19 protein-coding genes are annotated in these 21498 nt (G+C 59.0%); 4 read left to right on the forward strand and 15 right to left on the reverse strand.

Going from position 1 to position 21498, the window contains the following annotated elements; genetic code table 11:
- Positions 1–61 precede the first annotated feature (61 nt).
- Positions 62–1105, reverse strand: a complete 1044-nt coding sequence (locus tag I6L35_RS11370) for a GMP reductase (protein WP_201961079.1) — start codon at positions 1103–1105, stop codon at positions 62–64.
- A 381-nt stretch (positions 1106–1486) separates the two neighbouring features.
- Here I6L35_RS11370 and I6L35_RS11375 point away from each other — a divergent pair, with 381 nt between their 5' ends.
- On the forward strand, positions 1487–1981 hold the full coding sequence (locus tag I6L35_RS11375) for a RimK/LysX family protein (RefSeq protein WP_081990717.1): 495 nt from the start codon (positions 1487–1489) through the stop codon (positions 1979–1981).
- A gap of 38 nt (positions 1982–2019) precedes the next feature.
- On the opposite strand, the gene I6L35_RS11380 is transcribed toward I6L35_RS11375, so the two are convergent.
- The 7 genes from I6L35_RS11380 to I6L35_RS11410 all read right to left on the reverse strand — a co-directional run bounded on the left by I6L35_RS11380 (position 2020) and on the right by I6L35_RS11410 (position 8597).
- Positions 2020–3456, reverse strand: coding sequence for an ATP-binding protein (locus tag I6L35_RS11380; RefSeq protein WP_216978195.1), 1437 nt, complete (start codon positions 3454–3456; stop codon positions 2020–2022).
- Complete coding sequence (locus I6L35_RS11385) at positions 3453–4139, reverse strand: response regulator (RefSeq protein ID WP_005348007.1); 687 nt, start codon at positions 4137–4139, stop codon at positions 3453–3455. The genes I6L35_RS11380 and I6L35_RS11385 overlap by 4 nt, the downstream gene beginning before the upstream one ends.
- 132 nt (positions 4140–4271) lie before the next feature.
- On the reverse strand, positions 4272–4904 hold the full coding sequence (locus I6L35_RS11390) for a tetratricopeptide repeat protein (protein WP_216978196.1): 633 nt from the start codon (positions 4902–4904) through the stop codon (positions 4272–4274).
- Between the two features lies 1 nt (position 4905).
- Positions 4906–5775 (reverse strand): SDR family oxidoreductase, encoded by an 870-nt coding sequence (locus I6L35_RS11395; protein WP_216978197.1) that lies wholly within the window; start codon positions 5773–5775, stop codon positions 4906–4908.
- A 34-nt stretch (positions 5776–5809) separates the two neighbouring features.
- Positions 5810–6463, reverse strand: a complete 654-nt coding sequence (locus tag I6L35_RS11400) for a TenA family transcriptional regulator (protein ID WP_202001792.1) — start codon at positions 6461–6463, stop codon at positions 5810–5812.
- On the reverse strand, positions 6460–7926 hold the full coding sequence (locus tag I6L35_RS11405) for an AMP-dependent synthetase/ligase (RefSeq protein WP_216978198.1): 1467 nt from the start codon (positions 7924–7926) through the stop codon (positions 6460–6462). The genes I6L35_RS11400 and I6L35_RS11405 overlap by 4 nt, the downstream gene beginning before the upstream one ends.
- Positions 7923–8597, reverse strand: a complete 675-nt coding sequence (locus tag I6L35_RS11410) for a thermostable hemolysin (RefSeq protein ID WP_216978199.1) — start codon at positions 8595–8597, stop codon at positions 7923–7925. The genes I6L35_RS11405 and I6L35_RS11410 overlap by 4 nt, the downstream gene beginning before the upstream one ends.
- Before the next feature lie 144 nt (positions 8598–8741).
- On the opposite strand from I6L35_RS11410, the gene I6L35_RS11415 reads away from it, so the two are divergent.
- The 3 genes from I6L35_RS11415 to I6L35_RS11425 all read left to right on the forward strand — a co-directional run bounded on the left by I6L35_RS11415 (position 8742) and on the right by I6L35_RS11425 (position 11523).
- The gene (locus I6L35_RS11415) at positions 8742–9383 is read left to right on the forward strand and encodes a class I SAM-dependent methyltransferase (RefSeq protein WP_201946281.1); all 642 of its coding nucleotides are present in this window, start codon (positions 8742–8744) and stop codon (positions 9381–9383) included.
- A gap of 72 nt (positions 9384–9455) precedes the next feature.
- Complete coding sequence (locus tag I6L35_RS11420) at positions 9456–10682, forward strand: winged helix-turn-helix domain-containing protein (RefSeq protein WP_216978200.1); 1227 nt, start codon at positions 9456–9458, stop codon at positions 10680–10682.
- 55 nt (positions 10683–10737) lie between these two features.
- Positions 10738–11523 (forward strand): ABC transporter substrate-binding protein, encoded by a 786-nt coding sequence (locus I6L35_RS11425; RefSeq protein ID WP_041234336.1) that lies wholly within the window; start codon positions 10738–10740, stop codon positions 11521–11523.
- A gap of 123 nt (positions 11524–11646) precedes the next feature.
- Here I6L35_RS11425 and frdD read toward each other — a convergent pair whose 3' ends face one another.
- From frdD to mscM, 7 genes are all read right to left on the reverse strand, one after another.
- Positions 11647–12003, reverse strand: coding sequence for a fumarate reductase subunit FrdD (gene frdD, locus I6L35_RS11430; RefSeq protein ID WP_033112665.1), 357 nt, complete (start codon positions 12001–12003; stop codon positions 11647–11649).
- 10 nt (positions 12004–12013) lie between these two features.
- The gene (locus I6L35_RS11435) at positions 12014–12412 is read right to left on the reverse strand and encodes a fumarate reductase (protein ID WP_033112664.1); all 399 of its coding nucleotides are present in this window, start codon (positions 12410–12412) and stop codon (positions 12014–12016) included.
- Between the two features lie 16 nt (positions 12413–12428).
- On the reverse strand, positions 12429–13163 hold the full coding sequence (locus I6L35_RS11440) for a succinate dehydrogenase/fumarate reductase iron-sulfur subunit (protein ID WP_005347973.1): 735 nt from the start codon (positions 13161–13163) through the stop codon (positions 12429–12431).
- Positions 13156–14940 carry a fumarate reductase (quinol) flavoprotein subunit gene (gene frdA / locus I6L35_RS11445; protein ID WP_216978201.1) on the reverse strand — a complete coding sequence of 595 codons (1785 nt, stop codon included), beginning with the start codon at positions 14938–14940 and terminating at the stop codon, positions 13156–13158. The genes I6L35_RS11440 and frdA overlap by 8 nt, the downstream gene beginning before the upstream one ends.
- A 510-nt stretch (positions 14941–15450) precedes the next feature.
- Positions 15451–17328, reverse strand: a complete 1878-nt coding sequence (locus I6L35_RS11450; protein ID WP_216978202.1) for a methyl-accepting chemotaxis protein — start codon at positions 17326–17328, stop codon at positions 15451–15453.
- 155 nt (positions 17329–17483) lie between these two features.
- Positions 17484–18167, reverse strand: a complete 684-nt coding sequence (locus I6L35_RS11455; RefSeq protein WP_216978203.1) for a glycerophosphodiester phosphodiesterase — start codon at positions 18165–18167, stop codon at positions 17484–17486.
- Positions 18168–18191: 24 nt separating this feature from the next.
- A complete protein-coding gene (mscM, locus tag I6L35_RS11460) occupies positions 18192–21470 on the reverse strand; it encodes a miniconductance mechanosensitive channel MscM (RefSeq protein WP_216978204.1) in 3279 nt (1092 codons plus the stop codon).
- Positions 21471–21498 lie beyond the last annotated feature (28 nt).

Consider the following 21498-nt stretch of genomic DNA (forward strand, 5'->3'; position numbering starts at 1 on the left):
AGGGTAGCACACCGGTTGACTGGCTTCTAACCGTCAGCGTGTGACGGCGGTCTGTGGCAGGTTACTCCTTGCCGTAGACGTTGTTCTCTTGCTCACGTACCCGGATAAAGGTGGTGCGCTTGGTGAGCTCTTTCAGCTGGCTGGCGCCCACGTAGGTACAGGTGGAGCGCACGCCACCCAGAATGTCGCGCACGGCATTCTCGACCGGGCCGCGGTAGGGCAGCAGCACGGTTTTCCCCTCGGAGGCGCGGTATTCCGCGACGCCGCCGGCGTGCTTGTCCATGGCGCTGGAGGAGCTCATGCCGTAGAACTTCATGAAGGGTTCGCCGTCTACATCGACGATCTCGCCACCGCACTCCTCGTGGGCTGCCAGCATGCCTCCCAGCATCACGAAGTCGGCGCCGCCGCCGAACGCTTTGGCGACGTCGCCTGGGCAGGTGCAGCCGCCGTCACCGACGATCTGGCCGCCGAGGCCGTGGGCCGCATCGGCACACTCGATGATGGCGGATAGCTGCGGGTAACCGACACCGGTCTTGACGCGAGTGGTGCAGACGGAGCCCGGGCCGATGCCGACCTTGACGATGTCGGCGCCAGAGAGGATCAGCTCTTCGACCATCTCGCCGGTCACCACGTTGCCCGCTAGAATGACGTGGTTGGGGCAGGCTTCACGGATTTTGCGCACGAATTCGACGAAGTGTTCGGAGTAGCCGTTGGCCACATCGACACAGATGAAGCGCAGCGCTTCGGACATGGCGAGGATTTGGCGGGTCTTGGCGAAATCTTCCGCCGAGGTGCCGGTGGAGACCATCACGTGGCTCAGCAGTGCCGGATCGGTCTCGTTGACGAAAGCTTGCCACTGCTCAAGGCTGTAGTGCTTGTGTACCGCGGTCATCATCTCGAAACCGGCCAGCGTGCGCGCCATGGCGAAGCTGCCGACGGTATCCATGTTGGCGGCGATAACGGGTACGCCTTGCCATTGGGTCTGAGTGTGTTTGAAGGTGAACTGACGGGTCAGGCTTACTTGGGAACGGCTCTTGAGAGTAGAGCGCTTGGGGCGGAACAGGACATCCTTGAAACCGAGCTTCAAGTCTTCTTCGATACGCATTACAAATTCCTTATTGAGCCTTGTTGAAAGTCACTTTTGCAGTGGCAAATTTTCGGCAGGCGCAAAAAAACCGGTGGTTTTCAGGCCCTCCGGTTTACAACAGTGTAGGCAAAAATCCCTTCAGAACAAGACTGATAATTCGCTCATTGTTGTGGTAGCCTTTGGCGTCACAACCTGAGGTTAACCACCAGTTTCATCCAGCACCGTTCGGTGCCTTGCTCTCCTACGATATTCCCGCCCGCTTGGGCCGCCATTCGGCCACTCTTTGTCGTCTCTCTCCTGACCCGCCAGATATTATCCAAGTAGCTGAAATAAATCGGATTGACCCACAATGGGACTGTGGTAGATCTGGGCGCAGGATTGACAAGGCAGGGCAGTAAAATGGGCAAGATGATGGTGGGGATCACCCTGATGCTGGCACTGTGTGGCAGTGCGCTGGCAGAGACCCCGACCAGCTATGGCTGGATCGAGAAGGGACTTATTTTGCCCACCGGCGTGGCGGTGAAGATGAAACTCGACACCGGGGCGCTGACCTCTTCCCTCGATGCACGCTCTATCACCAGATTCAAACGGGATGGCAAGCCCTGGGTGCGCTTCATGTTGGTGGTGACCGATGCCGACAGCGGCAAACTGGTCAAACAACAGTTCGAACGGCGGGTCGAGCGCAGCGTGACGGTGCGTGGGGCGGGCGGCATGGAGCAGCGGCCAACGGTGACCATGTCCATCTGTCTGGGGGACAAGGTGTATGAGGAGTGGTTCACTCTGCGGGATCGCAGCAAGATGATCTATCCGGTGCTGCTGGGCCGACGTCTGCTGGCGGAGCTGGGCCCGGTGGACTCCAGTCGAACCTTTACCGTGCAGCCAGATTGTCATTGAAAGTAAAGAGCCCGCATCGCGGGCTCTTTACTTATCGCTTATCTTGCCGGCGGCAGCGGGAGCAGCACGCTCACCTCCAGCCCTCCTTCCGGTCGGTTGTGGACATCGAGGTCGGCGCCGTGCAACTGGGCGATACGTGAAACGATGGCCATGCCGAGACCCACGCCATCCCCCTGCTGGGGATTGACTCGAAAGAAGCGTTCACACAGCCGGCTCAAGGCGTTGGTGGGGATGCCGGGGCCGTTGTCGCTTACATCCACCCTCACTCGGTTACCCTCTCGCTGAACTCGCACCCTGATCTCGCCCTCCGGCTGGGTATAGCGCAGCGCATTGTCGATCAGGTTGCTGAACAGCAGCTCGAGCAGGGTGGCCTGCCCCATCACCAGCTGCGGCACTTCACACTCCAGCGACAGCTGCTGATCCTTCTTGAGAGCGATGGGGGCCAGGGTCGCGAGGGTGCCTTGCAGCAGGTGTCCCACCTCCAGTTCGGTCAGTACCAGTCCCTGCTGGTTGTCGATACGGGCCTGGGTCAGCAGTTGGCGGATCAGCCGATCGCTGCGGTCGAGTGCCTGCAGCATTTTGTGCAAGGATTGCTGGCGGCTCTCTTCATCTTCGGCAGCCAGGGCATTTTCACTGTGGATCCGCAGCACCGCCAGCGGGGTGCGTAGCTCGTGTGCCGCCTCGTTGGTGAACTGCTTCTCCCGCTCTATGGTCTCTGCCAGCGCCTGCATCAGGCGGTTGATCTCGTTGGTGAGGGGGGTCAACTCCTGAGCGCTTATCTTGAGGCTGAGTGGGCTCAGGTTGGCGGGGTGGCGTTCGCTAATGGCCTGTGCCAGTTGGCGCAGTGGTGCCAGCCCGCGGGTGATGAGCCACCAGAGCAGGGCTAGCAGGAACGGCAGGGTGATCAGCAGCGGCAGCATGGTAAGGGTGGCCATCTTGCTGGCCAGTTCGCTGCGCTCGTCGTCCCGCTCGGCCACCACCAGCCAGGTCTGCTTCTGCTCGTTGTAGAGGGTGAAGGTGCGCCACTGATGTCCATCCTTCTCTACCGTGTTGAACCCGAGAGCCAGCTCAACCAGTGGCTGGGCCGGAGCGCTGGGGGCACGCAGCAGCAGGCCGCCCTTTCCATCGAGGAGCTGGAAGTAGAGGTTACGTTCGAACTCGTGGCCGTAGGGAGTGAGTTCCCGATCTTCGCCGGTCAGGTTGAGGCCGGGATCTTTTTGCCACTCGTCGGGATTTTGCGCCTCCCACTCCTGATAGACGGTGCCGTTGGCGGGCAGTTGCCCCTGCTGTGCCAGGTAGCGGACCAGCAGCTGGTTGGTGATACGGGCTGACTGGGCGAGGCGGGCATCAAACAGCTCCTCCATCTCGTGGCTCGCCTCCATGTAGCCGATAAAGGCACTGATGGTGAGACTCAGGCTCACCAGCGTCAGGATGCCGGTGAGCAGAAAGCGGCGAATGGAGCGGGGACGTTTCATCGTGCTGATGTCCGGCTTGGTTGTTCGAGCTGGGGAATGATGTAGCCGACTCCACGAATATTGCGGATGAGGTCGCTGTAGAACTTCTTGCGCAGATGGTGGATATGCACCTCCACCGCGTTGCTCTCGGCACCTTCATCCCAGCCATAGAGGCTCTGTTGCAGCTGATCTCGACTAAGTACCCGGCCGCTCTGGCTGATCAGCTCCTGCAGCAGCTTGTATTCGTGGGGGGTGAGTTTGACCGCCTCCCCCTGATAGGTGACCTGCTGGGATTCGGGATAGATGAGAATATCGCCATACTCCAGTACTGCCTGGGCCTGCCCCTTGCTTCGGCGTACCAGGGCGCGCAGACGGGCGTTGAGTTCCTGCAGGGCGAAGGGTTTGACCATGTAGTCGTCGGAGCCGGCATCAAGGCCGATCACCCTATCATCCAGCGCATCGCGGGCGGTGAGGATCAGCACCGGCAGCTGGTGGCCTTCCCGGCGCAGTTTGCGCAGCAGGCTGAGGCCGTCGATGTCGGGCAGGTTGAGATCGAGGATCAGGGCGGCGAACTCGTCACTTTTGAGGGCAGCCAGAGCGGGCAAGCCCTGTTGCAGCCAATCCACCGTGTAGCCGCTATGGCGCAGGGCATCCTGCATACCGTCACCCAGCATCACATCATCTTCTACCAGCAGGATCCGCATTCTTTTCTCCCTTTTTTGTCGGCTGTGGCGATGTGGTTCAGTCGCCAAGGTTGACCGTGGCATAAAGAACGCTGCCCACCAGTATGCAAGCTGGTGGGCAGAGTTTAAATAGATCTTTGATCCATCAGGGGTTTATAGCTTTGCCAGCCGTTCGCGGATCTCCATTCTGCGCCCTTCGTCGGCCACTTCCCGGCCCGGGCGGGCCGGGGCGGCCAGCGCCTTGTCGAGGTAGGTTTTGGCCTCGGCCTTGCGCCCCTGATCCAGCAGGAAGTCGCCATAGAAGAAGTTGGTGTCGATGCCATCCGGATTGATGGCCAGCGCCTGCTTGAGCAGTTGTTCCGCCTTCTCGTCATCACCGAAGCCGACCGGCCAGCCGGGTACCTGATAGTAGAGAGAGCCCAGACTGGTGTAGGCAGAGCCATCCAGCGCCTTGGGGTCTTGCTTGAGCGCCAGCTCCAGTTTGGCTTTGGCCTCTTTCACCAGTCCCAGTGCCCCCAGCCCCCCTTTGGCCCCCGCCCAGGTGCTCTTGACGATGGCAGACCAGATCAGCAGATCGGCGCGAAAAGGCTCCTTGGCGCTGGCCGTTTCGGCCCGGGTGCTCAGGGTCTCGAGGCAACTCTCTTTCGCTTTGCCGGTCTGTTGATACTGGCAAACTGCCCACTGCTGCTGGATGGGCACGAGAGCATCATCCGCGGCCATGACCGAGGTGGAGCCCAGCAGGATGGCGATGGCACAAGCGGTCACTGATTGACGGACAAAGTTCATATTAATGCTCCTTCTTGGTCGGGATCGGGCGAGAAAAGTCTGGTTGCGGCGCACTGTTGGCGCATACATCAGTCGTCCCTGGCTGAAGATGTCGGGCATAACGCTTGATGATCGGCAGCTGTCTGGCCAACGCCTTGTCGACGATGCCGGGCAGCAGGGCATTGAGTCGTACGAACAGTTTTTCCGGCCAGCCGAGCCAGCTGCGGCGGGTCTCGTTGCACAGGGCGATGATGGCCTCTTCGGCTACCTCTTGCGGGCTGTCAGTCTGGGTGCCGAGCGCTGCATTCATCTCGTAGGCGGCCTCGGAATTGAGCTTGGTGCGGGTGGCGCGCGGAGCAAAGTGCAGCACCTTGACGCCGCTCCCCTCCAGCTCCCGTCCCAGCGCCTCGCTAAAGCCGCGCAGGGCAAATTTGCTGGCGCAGTAGACGCTGTAACCGGGGTAGCCAATGCTGCCCAGGCTCGACCCCATGTTCATGATGATCCCCGGCTTGCGCAATCTGGGCAGCAGGGCGCGGGTGAGCTGGATTGGCGCCTCGATATTGAGCAGCAGCTGGCGCTCCACCTGCTCAAAGCTCTGATCTTCCAGCCAGGCAAACTGGTTGCAGCCAGCGTTGTTGATCAGGATGTCGAGTCCATTCTCCAGCGCCGGGTGTTGCAGCAGCTTGGCTCGCTCCTGTGCAGAGCCGAGGTCGGCGAGCACCACCTGATGGCGCTCGGGATGCGGCAGTGACTTGCACAGCCGTTCCAGCACAGGAGCACGGCGACCATGCAGCAGCAGGTGGGCCCCCTGGGCCGCCAACTCCTGCGCGAGCTCTTCACCTATGCCACCGCTGGCGCCGGTGAGCAGCACGAGTTTCCCTTCAAGGTTCATGGTGTGGGTTCCCTTTTTGCTGTCTGCTGCCAACTTATACAGTGGCGGTGAGGTTGTAGAGCATCTCGCCATAGAGACGATAAACCACCTTGGCCCCGTGAATGATGGCGGCTTGATCCGCCGGGCTCTCGACCCGATCCATCAGGGATTCAAAGAACTTGAGGTGCTCCTGATCCAGGGCGCCGTGGGAGCTCAGGTAGCTCATCGCCTGGGGTGGCAGGCCGAGGCCCTTTTTCAGCTGGTCGGCGACGGTGAGGGCGATGGCGACGCTGGTGCCTTCCAGTACCTGCACCATGCCGAAGAAGCCCATGGGGTTGCCGCGCTGGATCTGGTCGTAGAGGAAGGCGACCATCAGCTCGATGGGCAGCCCGGGCTGGCCGTGGCGCACCGCCTCGGCATCACCGCCACAGGCGCGGATATCGTTGAGGATCCACTCCTGATGGCCATACTCCTCGTCGATGTACTCGGCAATGGCCCCGCGCACCCACTCGTACTCCTGACCCAGCTTGCCGCCGGTTGCCATCAGCAGCGGAACTGTGTGGCGCACGTGGTAGTAAGCCTGCGCCAGAAAGGCGAGATAGGTGTCACGGCTGATATCGCCACGGCGGCAGGCTTCGATGATGGGGGCGTTGAACAGATGTTCACGCTCACTGGCAGTGGCTTGTTGCAGAGTCTGATAGAAGCTCATGACGATTCTCCTGTAAGGCATTGGCTGATTTGCCGGAAAAAGTGTTGGTAAATCTCGTTGCGACGTGGGCGCCCGTTGGCGGTCAGCAGGCCGGGATGTTGATCCAGTGCCACCGGTAACCAGTGGTGCAGCCGGGCATAATCGGGCAGTCGCTGGTTCAGACCGGCGATCTGGCGGGGCAGATCCGCCTCTTTGCCCGGCAAGGGCTGGATCAGCGCCACGTTGGCAGGCTGACCGTCGCCAAAGACCACGATGCGGGCGATGGCGGGGCAGAGCTGGGCCTCGGCCTCCACCCACTCCGGTGAGAAGTTGCGGCCAAAGGCAGTGATCTGGACATTCTTCTTGCGCCCGGTGATATGGAGGTAGCCCTCATCATCCAGATGACCCAGATCGCCGGTGGCAATCTGTTCGGGAGTCGGTTCGTTGCTGCCGAGATAGCCCAGCATGGTGCTGCCGCTCACCATAATTTCGCCGTCGCTGGCGATAGTGACCTGACAGTGGGGCAGGGGGCAGCCGACGCTGCCGGGCTTGTCAGCATCCAGGCTGTTGAGCGCCACCACGGAGCCGCACTCCGAGAGGCCATATCCCTCATACACCGGCAGGCCGAGCTGGCGGGCATGTTTGATCAGGTCGGGAGCCACCTTGCCGCCACCGACGGCAATAAAGCGCAGGCTCTTGAGCTGCTGGGCCAGCGTCGGGGTGCTGGTGCAGAGCGCCAGCAGCAGGCGCAGCAGTTCGGGCACCAGCACCAGACTGTGGGTCGACCAGCGCAGCAGGGCCTCCCCCAGCATGGCTGGATTGAGCGAACTGGAGCCGGTGAAACCGAGCTCCCCGAGGGACGGTATGCGGCTGCAGGCGCCGGTCAGCAGCGGCACATAAAGGCCGGTGATGTTCTCAAGCAGGGTCGCCAGCGGCAGCAGGGTCAGGTGTTTTTCCACCTTGGCTGACGCGACTCGCTCGGCCAGCGCATGGCTCACCGCCATCATCTGGGTCAGTGACAGGCAGACACCCTTGGGCTGGCCCGTGGTGCCGGAGGTGTAGGTGATCTTGGCGGTGCCCTTGGGCAGCGCCGGTCGATTGGTCGGGGTATGGCGCCAGAGCGGCAGCTCGCCGGTGATCAGCGAGATCGGCTCGGCGGCATGCCACCCCTGATGATGTGGGCCCACCAGCGCATCGGCGCCGCTGCTCTCCAAGAGCCACTCCTGCTGCTCCATGCTGAAGAAGTGGGGCACCGGAATGACCACGATACCAGCGCGGGTGCAGGCGAGATCCAGCAGCGCCCAGGGCAGGCCGTTGTCCAGTTGCAGCGCCAGACGGCTGATGTCGAGCTGTTGCAGCTGGCTTGTAAGACGCTGGATCTGCTGCCACAGGGTCTGGTAGTCGAGCCGCTGCTGGCTGCTCAGCAGCGCTGGGGATTGCGGATCCTCGTGGGCATGTTTGGCGATGGCGTCGAACAGGCTCATTGGGCGCACCTTTTTTGATGGGTCTGGTTATCACTGCTCTTGCCGGCATCCTCAAACAGGGTCGGCATGGGGGCCAGCAGATTGAGCAGCAGGCTGCTCTGGGCGAGCACTTCGCGCCCCTGATTGATGTCGCCCACCATCACCTTGGGTTGGCAACGGTAGTACTCACCCCAGGCGTCGGCGTCGGCCCCCACCTGATGGGCCTGTGCGGGGGCCAGCTCCACCGGGTTGAGTTGCAGGCGGGCAAAGCTGTTGCGCAGCTTGGCGGTGCCGGTAAAGACCACGTAGTCGAGGGCGTTTTCACACAGCAGACGACACAGGGCCGCAAACATCAGGCGGGCATTGCCCGGTTCGCTGCAGGCCAGATTGCCCACTTCGATAATGCGGTGGCGTGCCGGATAGACCCCGAGGCGGGTGTTGATGGCCGCCTCGATGGGTTGCTCCAGATACTGTTCCAGATAGAGAGTCCCCTCACTGGCATGATTGAGACCACAGGCACCGACCAGCGTCCCGTCTGCCCGATAGAGACCCAGCAGGCAGGGGAGAAAATGGGGAATACGGGCATTGAACTCACGGGTGTAGGCGGCCTGGATATAGGTTTGCAGCGCCATGACCTGCTGCGGGGACTCGGCCAGGATCAACCGGTAGGGTGCTTGGATCTCAATGGTCATGGGTGACTCCTTCTCTTGCGATGGTTTGAGAGTAAAAGGGCAAACTTAAGAAACCCTTAAGGAGCAAAAAAAGTTGTCAGCGAGGCAGCGGGCAGGCAATCTGCGTCGCTGTTATCCAACAGGAAGCACCCAAGAGGAACCGTCATGTCATCCAACGTCTGCTGCCCCCTGTGTGCCAGTCATCGCAGTTATCCCCTGCCGGTGGCAGGCAAGCGCTATCATCGTTGCCTCGCGTGCGAGCTGGTCTGGCTGGATGAGGCGGATCATCTGGATGAGACTGCCGAGAAGGCGGTTTATGACAGTCACGACAACCGGGTGGATGATCCCCGTTATCGCACCTTTCTGATGCGGGCATTTGGCGAGGTGTTGAGCCGGGTGCCGACTCCTGCCTGCGGCCTCGATTTTGGCTGTGGCCCAGGCCCAGCGCTGGTGGCGATGGGGCGCGAGGCGGGTTACCAGATGGCGGGGTATGACAAGTTCTACGCCGATTTTCCCGAGTTGCTGACGCGCCAGTACGACTTCATCACCAGTACCGAGGTGATCGAGCATATCGCCGAGCCGCGTGCCGTGCTGAACAAACTGTGGGATTGCCTCAAGCCGGGCGGTGTGCTGGTGCTGCAGACCCAGCGGGTACTCGGTGACGAGCGGTTTAAAAACTGGCGCTATCGCCACGACCCGACCCATATCGTCTTCTTTTCCGAGGCATCATTTCAGGTGCAGGCCGCCAGCTGGCAGGCCGAGCTCAGCTTCCCCCACACCGATGTGGCGGTTATCACCAAACCTTGAACTGGGTGTATTCATTTGATCATGGATTGGGCATGCTGATCGCCTGACTTCTGGAACGGATGCCCTGTTTTCATGTCCATACCCCACATCTCACTGCAAGATGCCCGTCATCTGCAGCTGGCGGCGCAGGGGCTGCTCGTCCCCCGTCGCAGCAAGGCGACCCCGGCCAATCTGCTGGCCACCATTCGCCGAATGGCGTTGCTGCAGATTGATACCATCTCGGTGGTTGCCCGCAGCCCCTATCTGGTGCTCTTTAGCCGGCTTGGCCAGTACGAACCGAACTGGCTGGAGCAGTTGCTGGCCGACGGCGAGATCTTCGAATATTGGGCTCACGAGGCCTGTTTTGTACCCCGCGAGGATTACCGGCTGTTGCGCCACCGGATGCTCGACCCCGCGGCCATGGGCTGGAAGTTTTCGGCCAACTGGCTTGCAACCCATCAGCAGGAGATTGACCAGCTTATCGAGCGCATTCGTGACCATGGTCCGGTGCGGGCGATCGACTTTGAGCGCACAACAGGCAAGGGGAGCGGCTGGTGGGACTGGAAGCCGGAGAAACGCCATCTGGAGGTGTTGTTTACCACCGGTCAGTTGATGGTGCGGGAGCGGCGCAATTTTCAGCGGGTCTATGACTTGGCCGAGCGGGTCATTCCCGAATGGAGCGACCAGCTGCATCTGCCGAGTGTTGCAGAGGCGCAGCGGGATATGGTACGTGCCAGTTGCCGTGCGCTGGGGCTGGTCAAAACCGGCTGGGTTGCGGACTACTATCGGCTGCGGCGCGGCAAATATGATGTCCTGCTCCATCTGCTGGCGGACGAAGGTGAGCTGCTGCCGGTTCGGGTGGAGGGGTGGCAGCACGATGCCTTTGTGCACGTATCTCTGGCCGATGAGCTGATGCAGGTCAAGGAGGGCCGTCTCAAGGCAACCCATACCACGGCCTTGTCGCCGTTCGACCCGCTGGTGTGGGATCGCAAACGGGCCAGTGAACTGTTCAACTTCGACTATCGCATCGAGTGCTATACCCCGGCCCCCAAGCGCCAGTATGGCTACTTTGTGTTGCCCTTGCTCCATCGCGGCAAGCTGGTGGGCAGAATGGATGCCAAGGCCCATCGCCAGCAGGGGATCTTCGAGATCAAGAGTCTCTATCTGGAAGTCGGGGTGAGAGTGACTCGCACGCTTGCACAGGATCTGGTGAAAGCCCTGCACAAGCTGGCTGATTGGCACCAGACCCCGCAGCTTCGTTATGGTGCCATTCCGGCCAATTTGCTGGCGTTATGGCATGAAAGTGTTATTGACGAATGAGCGCTATCCCTTCTGGACTAAGCTGCAAGAGGAGAAAACAGTTCGGGAGCGGGAGATGAAACGAGCGGTGACATGGTTGACGGGGCTTGTGCTGGCTAGCCTCTCACCCGTGCTATGGGCACAAGGACCTGTGGTACGGATCTGTTTGGGGGAGGGCAACGAGTGGGCTCCCTTTACCTACTGGGAGCGCAAGGACGGGGTGCCCGATACCAGCCGTCTGACCGGTTCGGCGACCACACTCGTGCTCGATGCATTGGAAAAGAGCGGATTGTCATATCAGATCCGCTATCTTCCCTGGGCGCGGGTCCAGCAGGAGCTGGCAGACTATCGCCAGAATGGTCTGTGCGAGTTGACCTGGGATGCCAGTTACAAACCGGAGCGGGCCGAGTTTGCTTTCTACAGCGTTCCTCTCTATTACACCCGCCTCGGCTTTTTCTATCTCAAGCGTCGCTTCCCCGACGCACCAGATTTACAGATGGTCAATCGCTCACGTGTGTGCGGGGTGATTGGCTATAACTACACCCCCTACGGTTTGGCACAGGAGCCACGCAGGGTGAGGCAGTTACAGCAGGCGCTCGATATGCTGGAGCGGGATCGCTGCGATTTTCTGCCAAGCGAAATTGAACCACTGGTGAGTGGCATCAGTCTCGGGATTTACCAGAGCGAGAGTGGATTGCTCAACCTCGTCTTGCCCAGCCGAAAGCAGTTTTACCTGCTGGTCAGCAAGGGCTCCCCCCGCGCTCACGAGCTGGTGAACAACCTCAATCAGGCTCTGGTGGCGTTTCAGGAAGGAGGGCATGCCGACGAGGTGATGCGCCGTTTCTTGCCGCCGATGGAGTAGGTGCTCATCAGGAAATGCAGCTGAAAAGGGCCAGCCTGAGCAATCTTGCTGGCCCTTTTCAGCTGTTCAGGAGGATAAAAAAACCGGGCAGAGTGCCCGGTTTGGTCTATCAGTCAGATGTGATTACTGGAGTACCAGCACCATCAGCAGACCGACGGTAATGGCAGATACCAGGAAGGCAAAGCCATAGAACACATAGTGGTGCAGCTTGGTGGTGTGGATCCCCAGATCATGCAGACCGTGGTAGATACGGTGCATGCCGTGCCAGATCGGCAGGGCGATGATCACCAGCAGGATGCAGGCACCCCACCAGGAACTGGCGAATGCCAGAACGCGGTCATAGCTCATGGTCTCTACGTCCATGATACCCATGGGTACCAGCAGACCGGTGATGAGGACAATGACCGGCAGCAGCATGGCAACGACCATGCCACCCGCACCAAACAGACCCCAGTAAATTGGCTCGTCAGAACGTCTCATTGTTTTCTCCTCAGGCCACGATGATCAGGACAAGCAGGGACACCACCGCCAGCGCCACATACTGGGCGATGACGATTGGTTTCTCCGGCACCAGGTCTTCACCACGGAAGATACGCATGGCTTTCGGCGCCAGAGCGAACCAGGTCTTGGCATGGAACAGGCAGGCTGCCAGCGCAATCACGTGGAACAGGATGGCGATCGGGCTTTGCAGGGACTCCAGCCAGCCGTTGAACGCTTCCTGACCCTGTACCAGACGCATCAGACCCCACATCAGCACAACAGCGTAGATGGAGACGAAGATACTGGTGCCTTCGCGGATCATGTAACCGGTGTAGAAGGCGTTCTTCAGCCACCAGTCTTTCTTCATTTCGCGGACGTAAGGTTTACGTTTGCTTTCAGTGTTGTTCATGGTCTCAATCCTGCTCTCAATCTGGCTTGAACATGGCGATCATGTAGTCCTTGGCACTCTCTACCTTGCCAAGCTGGATGGCCGCTGCCGGATCGACGCCCTTCGGGCACACTTCGGAGCAGTAGCCCACGAAGGTACAGCCCCAGACGCCTTCGTCCTGGCTGATGATGCGCATACGCTCTTTGGCGCCGGCATCACGGTTGTCGACGTTGTAGCGATAGGCCAGAGCCAGTGCCGCCGGACCGGTGAACTTCTTGTTGATGCCGTACTGCGGGCAGGCCGCGTAGCAGAGACCACAGTTGATGCACTGGGAGAACTGCTTGTACTTCGCCATCTCTGCCGGAGTCTGGATGTATTCGCCATCGCACAGGTTGCGCGGCTCGCTCGGGATGATGTAGGGCTTGATGCTCTCCAGCTTCTCGATGAAATCGGACATGTCGACCACCAGGTCACGCTCGATCGGGAAGTTGTTGAGCGGCTCGATGGTCATCTTGCCCGGCAGATAGTCGCGCAGGAACGCTTTGCAACCCAGCTTGGGCACACCGTTGACCATCATGCCGCAGGAGCCGCAGATCGCCATCCGGCAGGACCAGCGGAAGCTCAGGGTAGAGTCCAGGTGATCCTTGATGTACTGCAGCGCATCCAGCAGAGACATCTCTCTCTGGTAGGGCACCTGGAAGGTCTGCATCCAGGGCTCGTTATCCTGCTCCGGACGATAGCGCAGGATTTCAATTTCAATCATCTCAGCCATTCTTCTTAGCCTCGTCTTGTTTCTCACCCTCGGAGCCGTACACGCGTTTTGCCGGCTGGGACTTAGTGATCTTCACATCGGAGTAATCGATGGAGGGCGTTTCGCCATTGTTGTAGAACGAGAGCGTGTGCTTGAGGAAGTTCACGTCATCACGCTCTTCGTAACCATCCAGACGCTGGTGGGAACCGCGGGACTCTTTACGATTGATGGCGGAGTGAGCCATGGCTTCTGCCACGTCCAGCATGTAACCCAGTTCGATGGCGTACAGCAGGTCGGTGTTGAAGACAGAGGACCTGTCGTTGATCTTGACCTTCTTGTAACGGGCTTTCAGCTCGTTGATCTTGTCGATGGTGCCCTGCATCAGCTCTTCGGTACGGTAGATACCGACGCCGGCTTCCATGGAGGTGCCCAGTTCGTTGCGAATATCGGCCGGGTTTTCGGTGCCATCGATGTCGAGCAGGGATAGGTGCTGCTTGACCAGAGCCTCGGCCTTGGCGACCAGCGCTTCGGTATTGCCATGCTTCTGGGTCTTGGCGAATTCACCGGCCTGTTCACCAGCCAGCTTGCCGAATACCACGATCTCGGACAGGGAGTTGGAACCCAGACGGTTGGCTCCGTGCAGACCAACAGAGGCACATTCGCCAGCGGCGTAGAGGCCGGCCAGACGGGTGGCACACTTGTTGTCGGTCTCGATACCACCCATGGTGTAGTGGGCAGTCGGACGTACCGGGATGGGCTCTTTGGCCGGATCCACGTTGACGTAGGCTTTGGCCAGTTCGCAGATGAACGGCAGACGCTCTTTCAGGTACTTCTCGCCGAGGTGACGCAGGTCGAGGTGAACCACATCGCCCATCGGGCCCTGGATCACGCGGCCTTTCTGCTGCTCTTGCCAGAATGCCTGGGAAACGCGGTCGCGCGGACCCAGTTCCATGTATTTGCTCTTCGGCTGGCCGATCGGAGTTTCCGGGCCCAAGCCGTAGTCTTGCAGGTAGCGGTAGCCATCCTTGTTGAGCAGGACGCCACCCTCACCACGACAACCTTCGGTCATCAGGATGCCGGTACCCGGCAGACCGGTCGGGTGATACTGAACGAATTCCATGTCACGCAGCGGTACACCGTGACGATAGGCCAGCGCCATGCCGTCACCGGTCACGATGCCACCGTTGGTGTTGTAACGGTAAACACGACCAGCACCACCAGTTGCCAGAATCACTGATTTGGCCTGGATGAAGCGGGTGATGCCGTTCTGGATGTCAAAGGTCAGAACGCCCTGAACGCGACCATCTTCCACGATCAGGTCGAGGCAGAAGTGCTCGTCGAAGCGCTTGATGCTCGGGTATTTGACGGAGGTCTGGAACAGGGTGTGCAGAATGTGGAAACCGGATTTGTCAGCGGCGAACCAGGTACGGGGAACCTTCATGCCACCAAACGGACGCACGTTGGCTTTGCCATCCGGCTTGCGGCTCCAGGGGCAACCCCAGTGCTCCAGCTGGATCATCTCTTTGGTCGCATTGTTGACGAAGTAATCGACAACGTCCTGCTCACACAGCCAGTCACCACCGGAGACGGTGTCGTTGAAGTGGTTTTCGAGGGAGTCGTCATCACGAACGACACCGGCGGCACCACCTTCGGCTGCCACGGTATGGCTACGCATCGGATAGACTTTGGAAATCAGGGCGATATCCAGGTCTGGCTGTGATTCGGCTATAGCGATAGCGGCGCGCAGGCCAGTACCGCCGGCACCGATGATGGCTACATCGGTCTTGATAATATCCACATCTGCCTCCTTAGGGATAGATTTGCTGGGCACGATTTTGCTCTATGAAAAAAATTCAGGCTTGATGCAAGTCAAACAGCTTGGTTTTATTCCATTTTTCGTAGTTATTTTTTTCTAAAACACCCTGATCCCTGGATGAAAATGTCGTAATTTTCGTCATTTTTTGGTGTTATTGAGCAGTAAAACACCTTGCTACGAAGACTTTAACTTCCGGATTATACGTAGTTTTCTTTCAATAAAATGCGAATCACCTCTCTTTTTAGGTACTCACGAAAAAAATTTTAAGTTTTTTATTAAAACTTTTTAATGATAATTATTGGCATTTAAATGCATGCATAAAAATTACTAATCCTTCCCTCGGCTGAAAAAGTGGAATATATCCAATGGGGGCTACTGAATGGCGGGGGCAGCAGGAAGGTGAGGAGGCGACGGTAGTGTTAGATTACTCACTGATAATTAAGCGATATTTAAAAAAGTAAAGGGGCCTGTACGGCCCCTTTTTTATCATCGTCAGATACGGAACATACCGACCTGATTACTCAATTCACCCGAAATATTTTTAAGTTGTTCAGAGAGATGGCGTGAGCTGTCGGCATCTACGGCCAGTTCGTCCGAGACATCTTTCACCGCCTGAATGTTGCGGCTGACCTCGTCAGTAACGGCTCGTTGCTCCTCGGCGGCGCTGGAGATCTGGGTCGCCATGTCGGAGATCTGGTTGATGGAAGCGGTGATCTGCTCCAGCGCCTGGGTGGCGTTGTTGGCATCATCCACGCTGTTCTGAGCCAGCAACTGCCCTTCATGCATGGTACTGACCGCACCCTGGGTATTGCGCTGCAGGGTTTCGATCATGCTGCGGATCTCGACGGTGGAGCTGTGAGTACGCTGTGACAGCACCCGTACCTCGTCTGCAACCACCGCAAAGCCACGGCCCTGCTCGCCGGCACGAGCAGCTTCAATAGCAGCGTTCAGTGCCAGCAGGTTGGTCTGCTCGGCGATGCCCTGAATGGTGGAGAGGATGGTATTGATCTCCTGCGCGTTCTTCTCCAGCTCTTGAATGATGTTGGATGCCTGCTCGACCTGAGTCGCCAGATCGGTGATGGAACGCTGGTTGCGGGCGATGACCTGCTTGCCATGTTCACAGCTGCTGCTAGAGGATCGGGCAGCTTCGGCGGTCTGTTCGGCGTTGCTGGCCACTTCAACGGCAGTGGCGGACATCTCATGGACAGCCGTGGCGATCTGGGAGATCTCGTTTTGCTGGCGTGCCAGCCCCTGATTCGCCTTCTCCGCCATGCTGTGGGAGGACTTGGCTTGCTGGTTGAGTTGGCCGGAAGAGTTGGAGATATCCTGCACCATTACATGGATCCGATCGATGAAGGTGTTGACGTGTTTGGCAACCGCGCCTACCTCATCCTCACGCTCAATCTTGATGCGACGGGTCAAGTCGCCGTTACCGCGTGAGAGATCGGCAATCGCTTCGCCCAGCGTTTTCAGGGGCGCCAGCGAGCCGTTGATGGCGACATAGGAGAAACCAGCCACGATCAGTATGGTGATAAGCCCCTGGATAAGGGAAGAGGTGACCATGCTGCGGACTGACTGGTAGGCGGTTTCCTCATCCACCATCATGCCGTAATACCAGTTGGTATTGGGGATGGCGTTAAAGTCAAAGACCTCTTTCTTGCCGCTGATCACCAGCTCGTTGATCGTACCGTCATGAGCTATCTGGTTGATGTAAGATGCGGTCAACTCAGGGGCTAACGCAGTGGCGGGTTTCAGGCTCAGGGAGGCATCGGGGTGAGCGATGATGGTGCCATTGCTGTCCACCAGCATGGCGTAGGTGCCCTCGGTGGTGACCGCCAGAATGTCCGAGATCAGTGAGCTGATGGAGACGTCACCGGCGATGACCCCCTGGGTATTGCCGCGCTGGAACGGCTCGGCAATGGTGACAATCAGCTGGCCGGTGGAGATGTCGGCATAGGGGGCTGTAATGACCAGCTTGCCTGCGGCGGCCGCGTCCTTGTACCAGGGGCGTTGACGGGGGTCATAACCGGCGGGCAAGTCGGTTGGTTTGCTCTGAATCATTTTGCCGTCTGCGGTACCGGCATAGACCAGGTCGAAGCCACCGGCATTCATGGACTGGGCCAGATGACTGATGGGCTCATCTTCTTTGGCGAATGCTTCCTTGGTGGTGCTGACCATGCTGATCCGGGCGTCGACCCAGCGGGAGATCCCCTTGACGTTGGCCATGGAGCTTTCGTCGATGATATTCCAGACCAGTCGCTGGGTCTCGCTGCGCAGTTGCGAGGTGTTGTACCAGACCTGCAGGCCGGTGATCACCAGAATGATGACCCCGATAGCCAGAACAAGCTTGTTTTTAATGGATAAGTTCATAGTTACATCCTTGTGAGCGTCAGTCTGAAGTGTGTGTGGAATCTAGTTATTGTTATGAGCCTCTGTTTATCGGCTGAAGTTGAACTCTTTGTATCCCGGTCAGCTATTTAAAGTTAGTGCCTAAATCAGTGGTTATCCATGCGTGTGTCGCCCCCTCACTGCGTCAGAAAACGATCTGGTCGATTGGTGAAGATTCCATCGACCCCCATGCTAGAGAGCGTTTCATAATCTTCTGGATAATCAACGGTATAAACCAGAACTTTGAGCCCCCGGCGATGTGCATCATCGACCAGCGCGGCATCGATAAAATCAACATCGCAATTGATGGACCAGGCCCCCAGCTCGTCGGCAAACTGCGCCAGGTTGAGCGGCAGGCTGGCGGTCAGAGCACCGAGCCGGATATCGGGCCGCAAGGCGGCAAATCGGGCCAGCTCCGGGTGATGGAAGGAGGAGACCACCCACTGGCCGGGAGTAAAGCCCAGCTCGGCCTCTGCCCGTCGGGTCAGGTCTGCCACCGCATCGGCGCTATGGGCCCCCTTGAGCTCGATATGCAGCTCGCAGCGTCCGGCGATGATCTCCATCACCTGCCACAGGGTCGGGAGCACCTCTCCCTCACCGGCATCGAGCTGCTCCAGATAGGAGCGGGATTGCTCGGTCAGCACCCCCTTGCCATTGGTGCAGCGCTCCAGCCGCCGGTCGTGGAAGACCCACAACTCGCCATCGGCCGTCTGCACGTCGATCTCGATGGCTGATGCTCCCAGCTCCAGCGCTTTGGCCATCGCCTTGAGAGTGTTTTCGGGGGCCAGGCCGCTGGCGCCACGGTGGGCAATAATCTGCATGTTCTGCTCCTTTCAACTCGCGGATCAGCCGCGGCTCAGGTGAATGTCGATCTGTTGATGGGGCAGGGTAAGTCCCTGCTGTTGCATCTTCTCCAGCACCAGCGAGTGAACCTCGTGAGTGATGGGCATCCGGTGATCCATGTTGTTGACGTAGAGGCGGATCTCGTAGATCAGCGCCGAGTCGGTGAATTCGATCAGGAATACTTCCGGACTGGGGGTCTCCAGTACCAAAGTAGAGGCATGGATCGCCTCCTCAAGAATACGTTGCACCAGTTTCGGATCACGGGTCAGACCGATCCGGATACGCAGTTTGACCCGGGTTATCGCATCGGAGAGCGACCAGTTGATGAACTGCTCGGTGATAAAGGCCTTGTTGGGCACGATGATCTCCTTGCGATCCCAATCCACTATGGTGGTCGCCCGGGTTTTGATCTTGGTGACGGTGCCGGTGAGATCGCGAATAGTAACAGTGTCACCGAGCCGGATTGGTTTCTCGAACAGGATGATGAGGCCGGAAACAAAGTTGGCGAAGATCTCCTGCAGGCCGAAACCCAGCCCTACCGAGAGGGCGGCTACCAGCCACTGGGTCTTCGACCAGTCGATACCGAGCATGGAGAAACCGGTGAGGGCGCCAACGAGGATCACCAGATACTTGCTGATCGTGGTGAGTGCAAAGCCGGTTCCGGGAGAGAGGCTGAGGTGCTGAAGCAGGGTCAGCTCCATCAGCCCCGGCAGGTTGCGGGAGGTCACTACGGTCAGGATGAAGACGAAGGCGGTCAGCATCAGATCCTGCAGGGTGATGGCGGAGAGCTGCTCGATGCCACCAATCTTGCTGCTCACCTGCCATACCTCGATATTGCTGAGGAAGCTGAACGCCGAGTTGAGATCCGACCATTGCACTACCACCAGCATGGTGAAGCCGAGCATCAGCAGGGTGCGCACCAGCCCCAGCGACTGGGCGCTGATGGTGTCGAGGTCCAGCTCAGTCTCTTCCACCACATCGGGGATCTCCGAACTTAGCTCCTCCTGATTGTCGTCACGGCCGCGCTGGGCCAGCATCTCGGCCCGCTTGCTCTTGGCACGCTCGAAGGCAAGGCGGCGGCGCTGGATCAGCATCCAGCGTCTGGCCAGATAGTAGATGAGCAGGCAGCCCAGCCCCATCAGCAGGCTCAGCTCCAGCTGGCGCAGCAGGGTACGCGAGGTATAGAAGTAGCCAAACAGGGAGCCAATCACCGCCAGCAATGGTGCCAGCATCAGGCTGTTCCAGATGAAATGATGCAGCAGGTGGGGCTTGGTCATGTCACTCTGGCCCCAGGTGAGCGGTAGTCGCTCCCGGTTGAGGCGGGCAAAGAAAAGCAGCAGCCAGAGCGCGCCGATCATGAAGGCCATCCGGCCGAGGGAGTCGTAGAAGGCGTGCTCCTGATAGCTGTTGGCCATCCCCTGCACGAAGAAGCTAGGGATCAGCACCAGCAGCAGGGTTCGAAACTGGTTCCATACCTGCTGGACCCGCTCTTTTGGCCAGCGGAAGTGAAGGATCAGGATCCCCCGCTCGAGCGTCAGGTGACGGGCCATCACCAGTGCCAGCAGCAGAAACCATATTTCCCCAAGTCCACGCCCGATCGCAACGGCGAACGGGTATTGCCAGGCCCCTTCGAGCAGGCCGCGAACCATCAATACCATTGCGGGCAGCGGCAAAGATGCAATCAGGGAGCGCAGCAGCAGGCGGCTGGTGAGACTGAATTTATCCTGGGTCACCTTGCCGATACGCGGTGCTATGTAGTCGCAGAACTGGCTCAAATGGCGGGCCAGTTTGATCCAGCTCCAGGTCAGCACCAGTAGACCAAGGCTTGCCAGGGTGAGAGTGATAGGACTGTTCTCGGCGATGGCATAGGGCAGTTGCAGCCAGTTGTTCGGGTTAAAGGCCAGGGCCAGCGCGGCAGGAATACCGAGCATCACCTGCGGCGTAAAGGGGCGCACATCCGGCAGCCAGAACAGGTGGCTGGCGCTGAGTTCGCGGATTTCGTCGATCTTGCTGTTTTGGCGACTATAGAGCAGTTTGAGCCTGGTCTGTTCCTGGATCAGGGTGTCTGATGCATCGTTTAGTCGGGTCAGCAGTTGACGACGGGCCTTGAGCAGGTTGTCGAGCACCGACAATTGTGGGCGATCCAGTGTCACTTCCTCCCCGGACAGCAACTTCTCGCGCAACAGGTTGGTGTCCTTCAGTCCATCCTGCTCGCTCTCGTACTGGTACTTGGCCATGCGGGCATTGACGATCTCCGACTCCAGTTTGTCGAGGGGGAAATAGGCTGGCAGGTCGGAAAGTTTGCTGCGAAGGTTTTCACCATAAGCCGTACTGATCTGCAGCCACTCCAGCTGTTCTCGTACCGAGTTGACCAGATCGTTTAGCTCAAACAGATTCTTGTCGATGGTGCGCTGTTCGTCCTGCACCCGCTCAATCTGATCCTCCAGCGTGCCGAGCTGGATCGAGAGCGCCTGGTTTTTTTGCTGCTGCTCCAGCAGCAGCGGCATGTCTGTGGTCAGTTGCTTGCGCAGCCGCTCGCTCTCTTTGAGTGCCAGCTCGGTTTTCTCCCGTCGCAGCTGGTTCTGCTGGGCCAGCAAGCTGGCTTGCCACTCATCCTCATCGGCGATGGCCAGATTGAGCTGTTGCAGTTTCAGCTTGCCAAGATCGTTGCGCTGCTGGGCGGAAAGCTGCTCCAGCTCCAGCATCTGGATCCGGTCTGAGAGACTTTGCTCCTTCATTCTGGTCACCAGTTGCTGGGACTCCTGCAACCGATCCGATTCGCTGCTGAAGCTCAGTCGTTCCAGCTGGCTGCGGGTCAGCTGCAGCTGTTTGCGCAGATCATCTACCCGCAGGTGATACTCCTGACCTGTGCTTTCCAGCTGATTGAGGCTATCCATCACCCCCTGTCGCTCTTTGCGCAGATTGAGTTGACGGTTGCTGCTCAGGCCAATTGCCTGGCGTAGGGCCTCCTCCTTGAGTGTGGCGAGCGGTGGACGAGAGAGGGGCTGATAGTTGTGCAGGCTCTCCTTGAGCCGTGCCGACTCCTTGGGGTAGTCGATAAGGATCTGCTGATAGGCTTTGCTCTGTTCCCGGTAACGTAGCGCTTCTCTGGCATATTGCAGCGCCTGCTGGTAGCTCTCCCGCAGCTTCTGGTTTTCCGGGGTGTCGCTTTTGGGCACGCTCTGCAGCAAGGCTTCGGTCTGGGCAATGGCATCATCAGCTTTTGCCGCGGGAAGCAAGAGCAGAGAGAGCAGCAGAAAGGTGAGCAGGCGTTGCAACATGAGGCTCGTTTCCGTTCAGAAAGGGTGG

This window comes from Aeromonas sp. FDAARGOS 1405 (genome assembly GCF_019048265.1).
GTDB classification, from domain to species: Bacteria; Pseudomonadota; Gammaproteobacteria; order Enterobacterales; family Aeromonadaceae; genus Aeromonas; species Aeromonas veronii_A.

What these genes read in the sequence shown, in the direction of transcription:
- I6L35_RS11450 (WP_216978202.1), bottom strand. Translation starts at nt 17,328, where the DNA reads ATGAACTTATCCATTAAAAACAAGCTTGTTCTGGCTATCGGGGTCATC.
- I6L35_RS11390 (WP_216978196.1), bottom strand. Translation starts at nt 4,904, where the DNA reads ATGAACTTTGTCCGTCAATCAGTGACCGCTTGTGCCATCGCCATCCTG.
- I6L35_RS11455 (WP_216978203.1), bottom strand. Translation starts at nt 18,167, where the DNA reads ATGCAGATTATTGCCCACCGTGGCGCCAGCGGCCTGGCCCCCGAAAAC.
- I6L35_RS11370 (WP_201961079.1), bottom strand. Translation starts at nt 1,105, where the DNA reads ATGCGTATCGAAGAAGACTTGAAGCTCGGTTTCAAGGATGTCCTGTTC.
- I6L35_RS11420 (WP_216978200.1), top strand. Translation starts at nt 9,456, where the DNA reads ATGTCCATACCCCACATCTCACTGCAAGATGCCCGTCATCTGCAGCTG.
- I6L35_RS11380 (WP_216978195.1), bottom strand. Translation starts at nt 3,456, where the DNA reads ATGAAACGTCCCCGCTCCATTCGCCGCTTTCTGCTCACCGGCATCCTG.
- mscM (WP_216978204.1), bottom strand. Translation starts at nt 21,470, where the DNA reads ATGTTGCAACGCCTGCTCACCTTTCTGCTGCTCTCTCTGCTCTTGCTT.
- I6L35_RS11410 (WP_216978199.1), bottom strand. Translation starts at nt 8,597, where the DNA reads ATGACCATTGAGATCCAAGCACCCTACCGGTTGATCCTGGCCGAGTCC.
- I6L35_RS11425 (WP_041234336.1), top strand. Translation starts at nt 10,738, where the DNA reads ATGAAACGAGCGGTGACATGGTTGACGGGGCTTGTGCTGGCTAGCCTC.
- frdD (WP_033112665.1), bottom strand. Translation starts at nt 12,003, where the DNA reads ATGAGACGTTCTGACGAGCCAATTTACTGGGGTCTGTTTGGTGCGGGT.
- I6L35_RS11385 (WP_005348007.1), bottom strand. Translation starts at nt 4,139, where the DNA reads ATGCGGATCCTGCTGGTAGAAGATGATGTGATGCTGGGTGACGGTATG.
- I6L35_RS11375 (WP_081990717.1), top strand. Translation starts at nt 1,487, where the DNA reads ATGGGCAAGATGATGGTGGGGATCACCCTGATGCTGGCACTGTGTGGC.
- I6L35_RS11400 (WP_202001792.1), bottom strand. Translation starts at nt 6,463, where the DNA reads ATGAGCTTCTATCAGACTCTGCAACAAGCCACTGCCAGTGAGCGTGAA.
- I6L35_RS11415 (WP_201946281.1), top strand. Translation starts at nt 8,742, where the DNA reads ATGTCATCCAACGTCTGCTGCCCCCTGTGTGCCAGTCATCGCAGTTAT.
- I6L35_RS11435 (WP_033112664.1), bottom strand. Translation starts at nt 12,412, where the DNA reads ATGAACAACACTGAAAGCAAACGTAAACCTTACGTCCGCGAAATGAAG.
- I6L35_RS11405 (WP_216978198.1), bottom strand. Translation starts at nt 7,926, where the DNA reads ATGAGCCTGTTCGACGCCATCGCCAAACATGCCCACGAGGATCCGCAA.
- I6L35_RS11440 (WP_005347973.1), bottom strand. Translation starts at nt 13,163, where the DNA reads ATGGCTGAGATGATTGAAATTGAAATCCTGCGCTATCGTCCGGAGCAG.
- I6L35_RS11395 (WP_216978197.1), bottom strand. Translation starts at nt 5,775, where the DNA reads ATGAACCTTGAAGGGAAACTCGTGCTGCTCACCGGCGCCAGCGGTGGC.